General features: G+C 47.6%; 7 protein-coding genes, 1 riboswitch and 1 other annotated feature. All 7 genes read left to right on the top strand.

Annotated elements, in window-relative coordinates:
• Positions 1-35: 35 nt before the first annotated feature.
• A riboswitch (Lysine riboswitch) is annotated at positions 36-212 on the top strand.
• Between the two features lie 101 nt (positions 213-313).
• The 7 genes from HGP28_RS00915 to hisC all read left to right on the top strand — a co-directional run bounded on the left by HGP28_RS00915 (position 314) and on the right by hisC (position 13,417).
• Entirely contained in the window at positions 314-1,909 is a 1,596-nt protein-coding gene (locus HGP28_RS00915) for a Na+/H+ antiporter NhaC family protein (protein WP_168834549.1), read from the top strand.
• Positions 1,910-2,194: 285 nt separating this feature from the next.
• A complete protein-coding gene (locus HGP28_RS00910; RefSeq protein ID WP_168834548.1) occupies positions 2,195-6,595 on the top strand; it encodes a beta strand repeat-containing protein in 4,401 nt (1,466 codons plus the stop codon).
• A gap of 143 nt (positions 6,596-6,738) precedes the next feature.
• The gene (locus tag HGP28_RS00905) at positions 6,739-8,484 is read left to right on the top strand and encodes a type I secretion system permease/ATPase (protein WP_168834547.1); all 1,746 of its coding nucleotides are present in this window, start codon (positions 6,739-6,741) and stop codon (positions 8,482-8,484) included.
• Positions 8,481-9,803 (top strand): HlyD family type I secretion periplasmic adaptor subunit, encoded by a 1,323-nt coding sequence (locus tag HGP28_RS00900; protein ID WP_246225495.1) that lies wholly within the window; start codon positions 8,481-8,483, stop codon positions 9,801-9,803. The genes HGP28_RS00905 and HGP28_RS00900 overlap by 4 nt, the downstream gene beginning before the upstream one ends.
• A gap of 137 nt (positions 9,804-9,940) precedes the next feature.
• Positions 9,941-10,078, top strand: a sequence feature (His leader region).
• Between the two features lie 37 nt (positions 10,079-10,115).
• On the top strand, positions 10,116-11,012 hold the full coding sequence (gene hisG / locus HGP28_RS00895; protein WP_168834546.1) for an ATP phosphoribosyltransferase: 897 nt from the start codon (positions 10,116-10,118) through the stop codon (positions 11,010-11,012).
• 4 nt (positions 11,013-11,016) lie between these two features.
• Positions 11,017-12,333: a histidinol dehydrogenase gene (gene hisD / locus HGP28_RS00890; RefSeq protein ID WP_168834545.1), complete on the top strand. Its 1,317-nt coding sequence runs from the start codon at positions 11,017-11,019 to the stop codon at positions 12,331-12,333.
• A gap of 28 nt (positions 12,334-12,361) precedes the next feature.
• Positions 12,362-13,417: a histidinol-phosphate transaminase gene (hisC, locus tag HGP28_RS00885; RefSeq protein ID WP_168834544.1), complete on the top strand. Its 1,056-nt coding sequence runs from the start codon at positions 12,362-12,364 to the stop codon at positions 13,415-13,417.
• Positions 13,418-13,540: the final 123 nt, after the last annotated feature.

Raw genomic sequence — 13,540 nt, 5'->3', positions numbered from 1 at the left:
TGTCAGCTTTTTGCTAACAGAACACATTCAATGTTTGCTGCCGTAGAGGTGCGATTGTAAAGAGTCGCTATTGTTGGGGTGATGCCAATGAACAATAGTAAAAGGTGCAATCGCCGAAGTGAGTTGAAGATCAAAACAACTTGCTGGGGTTGTTTCAAATAGGAACAACACTGCCATAGTCCTTATGTAAACTATGGAGCGCTACTGTAGGGTGTTGAGTGAAGTGTTCGCTTCCTCGTCGCTATTTTCACTAAATGACGGATATTCGTTATTTCTGCAGTAGATCTCTAGCCAACTTTGGTTTTTGAAGATCATGGAATTACTTAATTTTTCGGCCGATCCATTATCGGTACTCCCCCCCGTCGTCGCACTCACGCTTGCGATTGTCAGTCGTCGCGTTCTGTTATCACTTGGTGTGGGCATCATCTTAGGTGCGCTCCTGTTGACCGACTGGTCTTTAGGTAACACGGCCTCTTATGTTTTTGATCAGTTTACTGCGGTATTTTGGTCTGATGGTGCTCTGAACACTTGGAGCCTTTCTATTATGGCTTTCCTAGTACTTCTGGGAATGATGACGGCCATGCTGACGTTGTCTGGTGGCACGCGAGCATTTGCTGAGTGGGCGCAAGCGCGTGTGAAAAGTAAGCGTGGCTCTAAATTACTTGCGGCATTTTTAGGCGTATTCATTTTTGTTGACGACTATTTTAATAGCCTAGCCGTAGGGGCAATTTCACGCCCAGTCACTGACCGTTTTTACGTTTCTCGCGCAAAACTGGCGTATATTCTGGATTCTACCGCAGCACCAATGTGTGTGATTATGCCAGCGTCAAGCTGGGGTGCCTATATTATCACGATTGTGGGTGGTATTTTGCTTTCGCACGGCGTGACAGAGTATTCGCCACTTGAAGCGTTTGTGCGTTTGATCCCAATGAACTTCTACGCGCTATTTGCACTATTAATGGTGTTTGCTGTCGCTTGGTTTGGTCTGAATGTGGGTAAAATGCGTGAGCATGAAATTGCTGCATCGCAAGGACATGGTTTTGATGCCCAAGACGCATCGACTGAGAAACAAGCGCATGAGCTCGACGAAGAGTTAGATATTAAAGAAAGCGAAAATGGCAAAGTATCGGATTTGATTTTGCCTATTTTGGTTCTCATCGTTGCTACCGTTGCTGCAATGATTTATACCGGAGCGCAAGCGCTCGCTGGCAACGGCGCCGATTTTAGCGTTCTTGGTGCTTTTGAAAATACGGATGTAGGTACGTCATTGGTATGTGGCGCACTGTTCGGTTTGGCGGTTGCTTTGGTGACTGTGCTTAAGCAGGGCATCAGCTTAGCGGAGACATTTGCTACTTTGTGGGTTGGCGCAAAATCCATGTTTGGCGCGATTCTTATTTTGATCTTCGCATGGACCATTGGCTCAGTGATCAGTGATATGAATACGGGCACTTATTTGTCATCACTTGCTCAAGGCAATATTGGTTATCAATGGTTACCTGTCATTCTGTTCTTGCTCTCTGGCATGATGGCTTTTTCGACCGGCACTTCATGGGGCACGTTTGGTATTATGTTACCAATTGCCGGTGACATGGCGGCGGCATCTGATATGGCGTTAATGTTACCTATGCTTAGCGCGGTATTAGCGGGATCTGTCTTTGGCGATCACTGCTCTCCGATTTCAGATACCACAATTTTGTCTTCAACGGGTGCACGCTGTAATCACATTGATCACGTTGCCACTCAGCTACCTTACGCGCTGGCTGTCGCACTTGTCGCGAGCGTCGGCTTTATTGTCCTCGGAATGACGGAGTCAATCGCGATTTCATTTGCCGCAGCAAGCGTGGTTTTTGTACTGGTCTGTTTTGGTTTGTCAATGCTATCAAAAGCCAAGATGGTAAAAGCCTATTAAAGCTTGATAGGTAAGTTCAGTTTGTAAAGAGGCCGATTGGCCTCTTTTTTTATTTTCGACGCACATTCGCATCATTGCTCTTCAGTTTTGTTTCTCTTCGAAATTTTTAACGATTTTTTTTGTACTAACTCGCTCGTAATCGTCGGTTTTATATTGATTTATTAAAAATGAAACAGTTCATGGCCTTGACGAGAGTGAAAGTCCAGTTTGCGCAAAGCCCATAAGCACCTAATCTCATATTGAGATATAGCTTCCAATAACGTTGATGGCAAAAAGGATACGCTCATGGCTAATAACAATGACAATACCACGCAGTACCAAACTGGAACCGAGAGTGACGATTTTATCGTTGGTAATAATGAAAATGAGCATGTTACTGCCGGTGATGGTGATGACATTGTTATCGGCGGAGGGGGAGATGACACCCTATTTGGTGAAGGCGGTAATGACATCTTAGAAGGTGGCGCAGGTAACGATGAACTCGTTGCGGGTAGCGGTGATGACACCCTTTCAGGTGAAGACGGCGACGATACGATTTCTGGTGAAAGTGGTGATGATTTCATCGAGGCAGGCGCGGGTAACGATACCGTATTCGGTGGTAGTGGTGACGACAATATTGATGCTGGTGCCGGTGACGATACAGTCTACGCGGGTGATGGCGATGATGTAATACGCGGTGAGAGTGGCCACAATGAGTTATATGGTGAAGCGGGTGATGATCAAATTAAAGCTGGCAGTGACTCTTCTAAATTATATGGCGGTGATGGGAATGATACGCTGATTGGCTCGGGAGAGGCTGACACCTTAAGCGGCGGACTCGATGAGGACATTTTGGTCGGAGAAGCTGGCGATGACTTTATCGACGGTGGTGAAGGACGAGATCGTCTTTCAGGAGGCGCCGGTGCCGATGTTCTGCTCGGCGGCGCTGGGAGCGATAGTATTGATGGTGGTGATGGTGCTGACATTTTACTTGGTGGAGAAGGTGATGACACACTTTCCGGTGGTGCAGGTGATGATCAAATTTATGCGGAGTCTGGGAATAATACTATCGACGCAGGGGATGGCGATGATATTGCATTTGGTGCGGAAGGTAATGATGTTTTGCTCGGAGGCCAAGGAAATGACGAGCTTAGAGCCGGTTCAGGTAATGACCGTGTAGAAGGAGGCATTGGCGCAGATTTACTGGAAGGGGGCGCAGGCGATGACCAGTTACTGGGTGGTGCTGACGATGACATACTGATCGCCGGTGAAGGTGACGATAGTGTTGATGGCGGCTCTGGTAATGACACGATTTATGCTGATTCGGGGACAAATCAGATTGATGCTGGCGATGGTGATGATTTGGTTTATGGAGGAACGGGCGCTGACACGATTCTGTCCGGTCGTGGTGATGACACAGTGTACGCTGGTGATGGCGATGATGCCGTTGACGGTGGCGATGGCAATGATCTCATTGATGGGGGCGCTGGCGATGATGTTATCAGCGGTGGTGCGGGCGATGACGCCTTATTTGGCGGCGCGGGCAATGACCGTTTGATTGGTGGGCTCGGTAGTGATTTTCTGGCTGGCGGCGCTGGCAACGATCACCTAACAGATAGTGGCGGCGATATTCTGCTCGGCGAAGAAGGTGACGACACTTTGGTTGCCGCTGCGGACGGAAGTCATCAAATCTATGGTGGTGAGGGGAATGACACTTTGCTGGGAAGTGAAAGTGCTGACACGCTCTATGGTGGTGAAGGTGCCGATACTATTGTAGGCGGTGATGGAGCCGATACTCTGTTTGCTGGCAGTGGTGACGACACTATTTCTGCAGGGCTTGGTGATGATGTTGTCTTTGGTGAAGCTGGCTCGAATACGATTGATTTGGGCGAGGGGAATAATACGCTCTACGGTGGTGATGGTAATGATAATGCCGTAGCCGGCGCAGGTTCAGATGTGATGTATGGCGGGGTGGGTGACGATAGTTTAGCTGCGGGTGCCGGTGATGATTATATTGAAGGTGGCATCGGTGATGATCACCTCGAGGGCGGCGCTGGGGCAGATCTATTGCTTGGCGGAGAAGGTAACGACACGTTAAGTGGTGGTGATGGAAACGATAAGATGTTTGGTGGCACCGGTGACGATAGTTTAGACGGTGGTGCTGGTGACGATGAAATTCATGGTGAATCTGGCAGCAACACGATAAAGGCGGGTCTGGGCGATGATGTTGTTTATGGTGGTGTTGATCAAGATACGATAGAAGGCGGTGAAGGTTCAGATCAAATTTACGCTGGCGCAGGTGATGATAGCGTGGCCGGTGGTGAAGGTGATGATCATATTGAAGGCGGACTAGGTGCCGATACTTTAAGTGGTGGGGCCGGGGCTGATATTTTATTTGGCGGTGAAGGTAATGATGCCATTAGTGGCGGAGAAGGGCACGACAAACTCTTTGCAGGTGCTGGCGATGACACTCTCATCGGCGGTGACGGCAATGATGAATTGTATGCTGAGATGGGCACCAATACGCTCGATGCTGGAGCTGGTGATGATGCTGTTTATGGCGGTGTGGATACCGACACAATTGATGCTGGTGAAGGCAACGATGTGATTTACTCAGGATTAGGTGATGATGCGATAATTGCCGGTTCGGGTGATGACTTGGTTGATGCTGGTGAAGGGAACGACACTATTGCCGGCGGTGCGGGCGCTGATGTGCTGTATGGTGGAGCAGGCGATGATACCTTAGTTGGCGGCGAAGGTGCGGATTTCTTAGCTGGGGGGGATGGGAGTGATCACCTGACCGACGATGGTGGCGATATTTTACTTGGGGAAGGCGGTGATGACACGCTCATTGCGGCCGCTAGTGGCAGTCACAATATTTATGGCGGTGAGGGTCGTGATACCTTACTCGGTAGCGAGAGCGCTGATACGCTTTATGGCGGTGAAGATGCGGACTCGATTTTCGGAGGGGCCGGTGCTGATGTGTTATTTTCGGGCAGTGGTGATGACACTGTTGACGCCGGCGCGGGTAATGATGTGGTCTATGGAGAGTCGGGTCGTAACCAAATTGATTTGGGTGAAGGGGATAATACGTTATTTGGTGGCTCAAATGCGGATATCGCTGTGGCCGGATCGGGTGATGATGAGATGCACGGTGGAGAAGGCGATGACGCCCTCAGTGGTGGCGCTGGGCAAGACCATCTCGAAGGTGGCAGTGGTCGAGACACCCTTGAAGGTGGGTTAGGCGCAGATATTTTGCTTGGTGGTGAGGGCGCAGACACTCTTGATGGTGGTGATGGTGCGGATAAACTCTTTGGCGGATTAGGTGATGACTCCCTTGTTGGGGGGGCAGGTAATGATGAAATTCATGGTGAATTTGGCGACAACACAATTGACGCTGGCGCGGGTGATGACACAGTCTATGGTGGGGTCGGTAACGATACTGTGAGTGGGGGTACTGGCAATGACCGCTTATTGGGCGCAGCAGGCGATGATTACCTTTCTGGTGGTGAGGGTGATGACATTCTTGAAGGTGGCGAGGGTAATGACTCATTACTTGGCGGCCTGGGTAATGACTCAATATCGGATGTATTAGGGGATAACACTATTGATGCTGGAGCCGGAAACGATACCGTGGTTACCGGTGATGGCAATGACAGCATTCTTGCCACAGATGGTGACAATATCATTGATGCAGGCCTTGGTGATAATACCATAGTGACGGGCGGCGGCCGTGATAATTTGAGTGCCGGGGCGGGTGATGATCGGATTGATTCTGGTGCTGGTGACGACATCATTGAAGCTGGCGACGGTGATAACCTAATCGTTTCTGGGGCTGGTCGAGATACCGTTTTATCTGGATCGGGCGATGATGTGATAGACACTGGAGAAGAGAGTGACTTCATTCGTTCGGGCTCTGGTGACGATGTTATTAACGCAGGTGGTGCACGTGATACGGTTTACGCCGGCGACGGGCAAGATTCTGTGCTCGGCGGAGAAGGTGATGACCGTTTGTACGGCCAAGGTGGTGATGACGCACTGGATGGTGGCGACGGCGATGATTATCTGATGGGGGGCGCTGGTGATGACGCAATACTAGGCGGTGCTGGCGCGGATACGATAAAAGGTGATCATGGTAACGATGATATTAGTGCCGGCTCAGGCGATGATTTGGTGTTTGGCGGAGAGGGTAACGACACCTTAGATGGTGGCACAGGTATTGATCAGCTTTTTGCTGGCTCGGGTGATGACACGCTGATTTTTGACAGTGAAGATCTCATTGCAGGGAATAATATTCAGTACAGCGGTGGAGATGGCTTTGACGTTTTGGTTGTTGGCAATGACGAAACTGAGGCAACCCTAGATATGACAGGCACGGTGTACGACGGTATTGAAGCTGTCAATATTGCAACGAATGATGCGCAAATTAAAGTGGCTTTGGATAATGTACTGGCCAACGATGGTGGTAGTGCAGGCGGCAATTTTGTTGTACAGGGCGCTGAAACCGTTGCTCTTGAAGGGGGTGGCTGGTCTCTTAGTGGTGTAACGCAGCAAGTTGGGGATGATCTTCTCAACTCACTAGAAGGGCACGATTTAGATGCCGAAGCGCTCAGCGGATATACCTTCACTAATGACTCAGGGCAAGAAGTCACTATTTGGAGTGACAGTGACGCGGACAATATTCGCTTTAATGGCGATGAGTTGTGATTAATAAAGGCTCGGTGCATCGCACCGAGCCTTTATTTTACTACGCACAATATGATGTGACGTGTCGTTAAATTGTTTCACTATACCCAAACAACCTCAAGCAGGGCGGGTATTTCATCACTCCAAGAGTTTAGGAGGGTAACTTGTTCCCAAATACGTTAAAAGATGCGTTTGCATATTGCCGCAGAGATTTGCGTTATGTTGGTTTATTTAGCTTAGCAATCAATTGTCTCGTGCTGACCCTACCAATATATAGCTTACAGCTTTTTGATAGAGTGATGAGTAGTCACAGCATCGATACCTTATTCGCCTTGCTCGTTATCGCGATTGGATTGCTGACACTTCAAGCGGCGATGGAGCATACTCGAACAGTCCTATTACAAAAATCAGGGTTGAAACTGGACCAACGGTTAAGCCCATTGATGCTGTCTGCAAGTATTCGACTCTCATCCAGTAGTAACCGCATTCAAAAGCAAGGATTGCAAGACTTAACTGAGTTGAAAAACTTAATGGTGAATCCATCTCTTTCTTCAATTTTTGATATCCCGTGGGTGCCTCTGTTTCTGGTGATTCTTTTTATGCTCCACCCAGTGATTGGCGTCATAGCGGTAGCTGGCATGACGATTTTTGTTTCATTGGCATTCATTGTGATGTGGACAGCAAATAAGCCCAGTGACGAGGCCCAAGCTTTAACGCGTCGCAGTAGTATGGAGTTAAATGATTACCTACGTCATGCGCCCATGTTGCGTGCTATGGGAATGGCTCAAGATATTGGACGCGTTTGGCAACATAAAAACGATCAGCTGCTAAGCCTGCAATGGCAACTCAACGGAAAAATAGGCCGTGTGCTGACGTTTAGTCGCTACATTCGCACAATGTTGCAAGTGGCTGTTTTGACTGTGGGGGTATATTTAGCCATTCATCAGCAGCTAGGCGCCGGAGCAATTATTGCAAGTTCAATCATTATGTCACGTGTTTTGACTCCGTTTGAGCAAGCGGTGATGGGTTGGAAAAACTGGATAAGTGGTTATCAAGCCTACCAGCGTCTCAAAACATTTGAGACTCAAGCGGTTGATGAAAAAACATGGCTACCAGAACCGATTGGGGAGCTCGATGTACGAAATGTGTCTGTACGTTTAAAAGGCTATAAAAAACCAGTATTACAAAATATCAGCTTTAAACTCGGTGGTGGTCATGCTTTAGCGATTATGGGGAATTCAGGATCAGGAAAATCCACATTGGCTTCGACACTCATGGGGATAATTCAGCCATCATCTGGAAGCATTAAGATTGATGGCGCAGACATTGAATTATGGCCTGAAGAACAATTTGGACAGCAATTTGGTTATTTACCTCAAGACGTTGGTCTGTTAGCCGGAACGGTGGCTGAAAATATTTGTCGTTTTTCTGATGCCAGTGATGAGTCAATTATTCATGCCGCAAAACTGGCGTGTGTCCATGAACTTATTATTTCTCTACCAAAGGGATACAACACTTACCTAGGTGAAGGCGGATTACAGCTTTCTGGCGGTCAACGCCAACGTATTGGGTTAGCGCGAGCTATTTTTTCAAATCCAAGAATTTTGTTACTTGATGAGCCTAACTCCAACTTAGATCCTGAAGGGGAGATCGCGCTTTCAATCGTATTACGTTACTGCAAAGAAAATCGAATCACAGTGATCATGATTAGCCATCGCCCCGGTTTTTTACGTCAGATGGACTGGGTGATCTTTTTAAACGAAGGAAAAATTGAGAAAGCGGGAACCTGCGACAAGTTCTTGGGCGCGATCGGCGGAATTGACGATAAAAACGCTGTCGAAGCCGCAAATCAAGCCACGATCCCACCCGCAGAAAAAACAGTTAAACACGGACAAGGAGGCGCATCATGAAACTCAAAATGAGTGATTTGACCGCAGAGTCATTTGATACTCGCGGGCCAATTATTATTGGGTGTTTGCTGCTTATTTTTGGCGTTATCGGCTTTGCAATCTGGGCCGTTACTGCTCAAATTCATGCATCTTCGATTGCAAGCGGCACAGTAGTTGTCGAATCTCAGCGTAAAAAGGTTCAACATTTACAAGGTGGTTGGGTCAAAGCAATTTATGTTTCTGAAGGACAAAAGGTGAGTAAGGGCGATATTTTGCTTGAGCTCTCCAACAGTAAAGCAGAAGCAGATTTTTCACGTCTTGCGATCAAACACTTTACCTTCAGTGCTCAGCAAGCGGAATTGAATGCCGAAATTGCAGGCGCTAAGAGTGTAAGTTGGCCAAAAGAGGAGATGGCATGGCAGTTAGCCCCTTCGGATGTAAACAGTATTTTGAATGCGCAACAAATCAAACACCAACAATTTCTAATGAAAGAACAACTGCGCACAAGTTATTTTCTTCAGAAAAAGCAGTTATTAGAGGAGCAGTTACAAGGTAATTATCATCAAGTAACCGCAGTCAATACTCAATTACGCTTGATTAATGAAGAAATCACCATGACACAAGGGTTGGCTCAAAAGGGGTACGTATCTAAGACTAAAATGCTGGAACTAAAGCGTTTGCGAGCAACTGTGCAGGCAAAGTTGGCGGAGCTAAATGCAAGTACGGAGCTGGCGGCGCAGAAAATTGCCTCGCTCAAGTATGACCATCAAACAGAAACTGCAGAGCTCAGTTCCCAGCTGGTGGCGGAATTGGACAATGTGAGTCAAGCGTTGCGCGATACCGAGAAGGCATTGATCGCCGCAAGTGAAGTGCGCGATCGTGTCACGATTCGCAGTGAACACAATGGTACTGTAGTTGCCATGAAAATACATAGCATTGGTGGGGTGGTTAACGCAGGAGACGTTATTATGGAAATTGTGCCCGACTCCGATGCGTTAATTATCGAAGCGATATTAAAACCAGAGGATATTGATGTCGTGCGCCAAGGGCTTTCAGCTAAGGTAAGATTAAGTGCTTACAACGCTCGTAAAACGCCTCCCGTCAGTGGAGAAGTCATTTATGTTGCAGCAGATAAAACCGAAGGTAAAACACAAGATGACCCGTTAGGATACTTAATTAAAGTACGACTGGCAGCGGAAGAGTTGGCAGCAATGAAGCAAATTGAGCTCTATCCAGGGATGCCAACGGAAGTTTTTGTGCTCTTAGAAAGCCGTACATTGTGGGATTACCTCACAGCGCCGTTAATGAGTACCTATTATCGAGCATTTAGTGAGAGCTAAAGGTAGATCATGGTTTAAAAAATAATGCAGAATATTTTAAAACATGGGTTGCAAAACGTAACAAGCTTGGATAATGTTGCTAAGAAGAAGTAACCAAAGTAGATTTTAACCATGCGTAATGTGACCAGTAACCTGCATCACCATCATCATCACCCAGCTTAGTCTTTCGGGAGGTGTACGCATACTCGGGAGACGGAATACTCCCGAAGGTTTATATCCAGCAGATATCAGATTCAAACCCTTGGGAGACTCACATCTTCCAAGGGTTTTTTCATATTTTCAGTTTATAAAAATTCGCAAAAGGACACTGCAATGCAAACACAACGACTTAGAATCGCCATTCAGAAAAAAGGCCGCCTGAGTAAAGAAAGTCAGGATTTACTCAAAAAATGTGGCGTTAAATTCAATGTGATGGGCGAACGTCTCGTGGTTCACGCGACTAACATGCCTATCGATTTACTATTAGTTCGAGATGATGACATTCCAGGGCTGGTCATGGATGGTGTGGTTGACTTAGGTTTTATTGGTGAAAACGAACTTGAAGAAGTCCGTCTTGACCGTAAAGCGTCGTTACAACCGTGTGAATATGTTGCGTTGCGCCGCATGGATTTTGGTGGTTGCCGTCTTTCCATTGCGGTAAATAAAGATCAGCAATATAACGGCCCTCAAGATTTGGCTGGCAAACGCATTGCCACCACTTACCCTCATTTGCTTAAAGCGTATATGGACAGCCAAGGCATCCCTTTTTCAACCTGTATGCTGACAGGCTCTGTCGAAGTTGCGCCGCGTGCAGGTCTTGCTGATGCGATTGCCGATCTTGTGTCAACAGGCGCAACACTTGAAGCAAACGGCCTCAAAGAAGCTGAAGTGATATTCAAATCAAAAGCCACCTTGATTCAACGAGTCGGTGATTTTGATGCTGACAAACAAGCTTTGATTGAGCGCCTGCTTACGCGCATGCAAGGGGTTCAACAAGCCAAAGAATCAAAATACATCATGTTGCACGCTCCTGCAGATCGTCTTGAGCAAGTGAAAGCCTTGTTGCCTGGGGCCGAAGATCCCACCGTTTTACCTCTGTCTGAAGATAAATCAAAATTTGCAGTACATCTTGTGAGTTCAGAAAACCTGTTTTGGGAAACGATGGAACAGCTAAAAGAACTTGGTGCCAGCTCAATTTTGGTGCTACCAATTGAAAAAATGATGGAGTAATGCGATGAGAACGGTCGTTTGGCAATCATTGAGTGAAACTCAACAAGAATCGGTATTAGAGCGCCCTGCGATTAGTGAGGGTGCCAATATTACGGCGGCAGTGACTGACGTTATCAACGCGGTACGTTCGCAAGGAGATGATGCGCTATTGGTGCTGACGGAAAAGTTTGACCGCGTCACGCCAGCGTCGCTGCGAGTGAGTCAGGATGAGATTGACGCAGCATCAGAGCGATTGTCTGAGACAATGAAGCAGGCACTGGAGCAAGCGTATAACAACATTTGTAAGTTCCATAAAGCGCAAAAACCACAACCGCTTAAGGTGGAAACTCAACCTGGCGTAGTGTGTGAGCAAGTCACGCGGCCTATCAACAAAGTTGGTCTTTACATTCCGGGAGGCAGCGCACCGTTGCCATCAACGGTATTGATGCTCGGCGTTCCGGCTCAAATTGCAGGTTGTCGCAAAGTCGTGCTTTGCTCACCACCGCCGATTGCTGATGAAATTTTGTATGTCGCCAAGCTGTGTAACATCGACGAAGTGTATAACGTTGGAGGCGCGCAGGCTGTCGCGGCAATGGCTTATGGCACCGAAACCGTGGCTAAAGTAGATAAAATCTTTGGCCCGGGTAACGCTTATGTTACTGAAGCGAAACGTCAGATCAGCAACGATTTTCGTGGTGCGGCGATTGACATGCCTGCTGGACCATCAGAAGTGTTGGTGATTGCCGATGAGACGGCCAATCCAGAATTTGTTGCTGCAGATTTGCTCAGCCAAGCGGAACACGGTCCCGATTCACAAGTGGTGTTGGTGACACCATCACCAATTATTGCCGATAAAGTGGCTGACGCTGTATCGCGTCAGCTAAAACTATTATCGCGCCAAGAGATTGCGGTACAAGCGTTGGCGTCAAGTTTGGTGATTGTGGCAGAGTCGCTCACCCAAGCCATTTCCATTTCCAATTTCTATGGTCCAGAGCACTTGATTGTGCAAACCAAAAACCCGCGTGAATTATTGCCACTGCTTGATAACGCAGGGTCTATTTTCCTTGGGCAATGGTCTCCAGAGTCTGCGGGAGACTACGCTTCTGGAACTAACCACGTGCTCCCCACCTATGGGTATACACGAACCTACTCTAGCTTAGGTTTGGCTGATTTCTCCAAACGGATGACAGTGCAAGAATTGAGTGCAGAGGGCATCTTGAATCTCGCGCCAACGGTAGTCGCAATGGCCGATGCCGAAGGATTAGATGCACACAAACGAGCGGTTACCATTCGTTTGGATGCGTTAGAGCAATGTGGCCGATTAGACAATTTGTCTAATTAAGTAATGCGGTACAAAAGGAAAATGGATAATGGAAAAGCTCGCTCGTAAGCAAGTTCAGCAACTGACTCCCTATTTGTCGGCTCGCCGCATCGGAGGCACAGGCGATGTTTGGTTAAACGCCAATGAATCGCCGTTTAATAATGAATATAAAGCCGACTTCACGCGTTTGAATCGTTACAGTGAATGTCAACCACCACAACTGATTGATGCCTATGCCGCTTATGCTGGCGTGCAACCAGAGCAAGTACTGGCATCACGCGGCGCTGATGAAGGGATTGAACTTTTGGTTCGCGCGTTCTGTGAGCCAGGGCTAGATTCGATTTTATATTGCCCACCCACCTATGGCATGTATTCAATCAGTGCAGAAACCTTTGGTGTTGAACGTAAAACAGTGCCATTGACGGCCGATTGGCAACTGGATTTGCCCGCGATCGAGGCGAATTTAGATAAGGTTAAACTGGTGTTCGTTTGTTCGCCAAATAACCCGACCGGCAATTTAGTCAAACGTGACGATATTATTCAGCTTCTTGAAATGACCAAAGAGCGAGCCATTGTGGTGATGGATGAAGCCTATATCGACTTTTGTCCAGAAGCGTCGTGTGTGGATCTGCTCTCTCGTTATGACAATTTGGCCATTTTACGCACCTTGTCAAAGGCGTTTGCGCTGGCAGGACTTCGTTGTGGCTTTACGCTGGCCAATGCCTCTTTGATTGATGTGCTTCTAAAAGTGATTGCGCCCTATCCGGTACCTGTACCAGTTGCAGATATTGCCTGCCAAGCATTGTCGGAAAGTGGCCTTGCTCGAGCAAAATATCAGGTGCTTGAATTGAATGCCAATCGCGCCTATTTGCAAGTGGGTTTATCCATGGTAGCGGGTGTTCAAGTTTTTGAAGGCTGGGGGAACTATCTACTCGTCAAATTCCCTGATGGCGATGCCCTATTTAAGGCCGCTTGGGATCAAGGCATGATTTTACGCAACTCCCCGATTGAAAATTGCGTGCGCATCAGTGTTGGTAGTCGTGATGAGTGCGAAAAAATCGTTGGTTTTGTTCGCAACTTTTATGCCTATACCCAAACAGCTTGAAGATACAGGTAGGCGGCAAACGAACAAAGCCTCTGAGCATAGATAAGCTATGTGATGAGGTTTGTGAGAGCTAGCCAACACCGCTGTAACTTTAAGGGGGAAGGGTATAATGATAATTGCCGC

This window comes from Vibrio agarilyticus, from assembly GCF_012641465.1.
Classification (GTDB): domain Bacteria; phylum Pseudomonadota; class Gammaproteobacteria; order Enterobacterales; family Vibrionaceae; genus Vibrio; species Vibrio agarilyticus.
This window is presented reverse-complemented; position numbering and strand designations above follow the sequence as displayed.

Bases quoted from the DNA above. Each gene is read 5' to 3' on its own strand.
- HGP28_RS00900 (WP_246225495.1), top strand. From the start codon at position 8,481: ATGAAACTCAAAATGAGTGATTTGACCGCAGAGTCATTTGATACTCGC.
- HGP28_RS00910 (WP_168834548.1), top strand. From the start codon at position 2,195: ATGGCTAATAACAATGACAATACCACGCAGTACCAAACTGGAACCGAG.
- hisD (WP_168834545.1), top strand. From the start codon at position 11,017: ATGAGAACGGTCGTTTGGCAATCATTGAGTGAAACTCAACAAGAATCG.
- hisC (WP_168834544.1), top strand. From the start codon at position 12,362: ATGGAAAAGCTCGCTCGTAAGCAAGTTCAGCAACTGACTCCCTATTTG.
- hisG (WP_168834546.1), top strand. From the start codon at position 10,116: ATGCAAACACAACGACTTAGAATCGCCATTCAGAAAAAAGGCCGCCTG.
- HGP28_RS00915 (WP_168834549.1), top strand. From the start codon at position 314: ATGGAATTACTTAATTTTTCGGCCGATCCATTATCGGTACTCCCCCCC.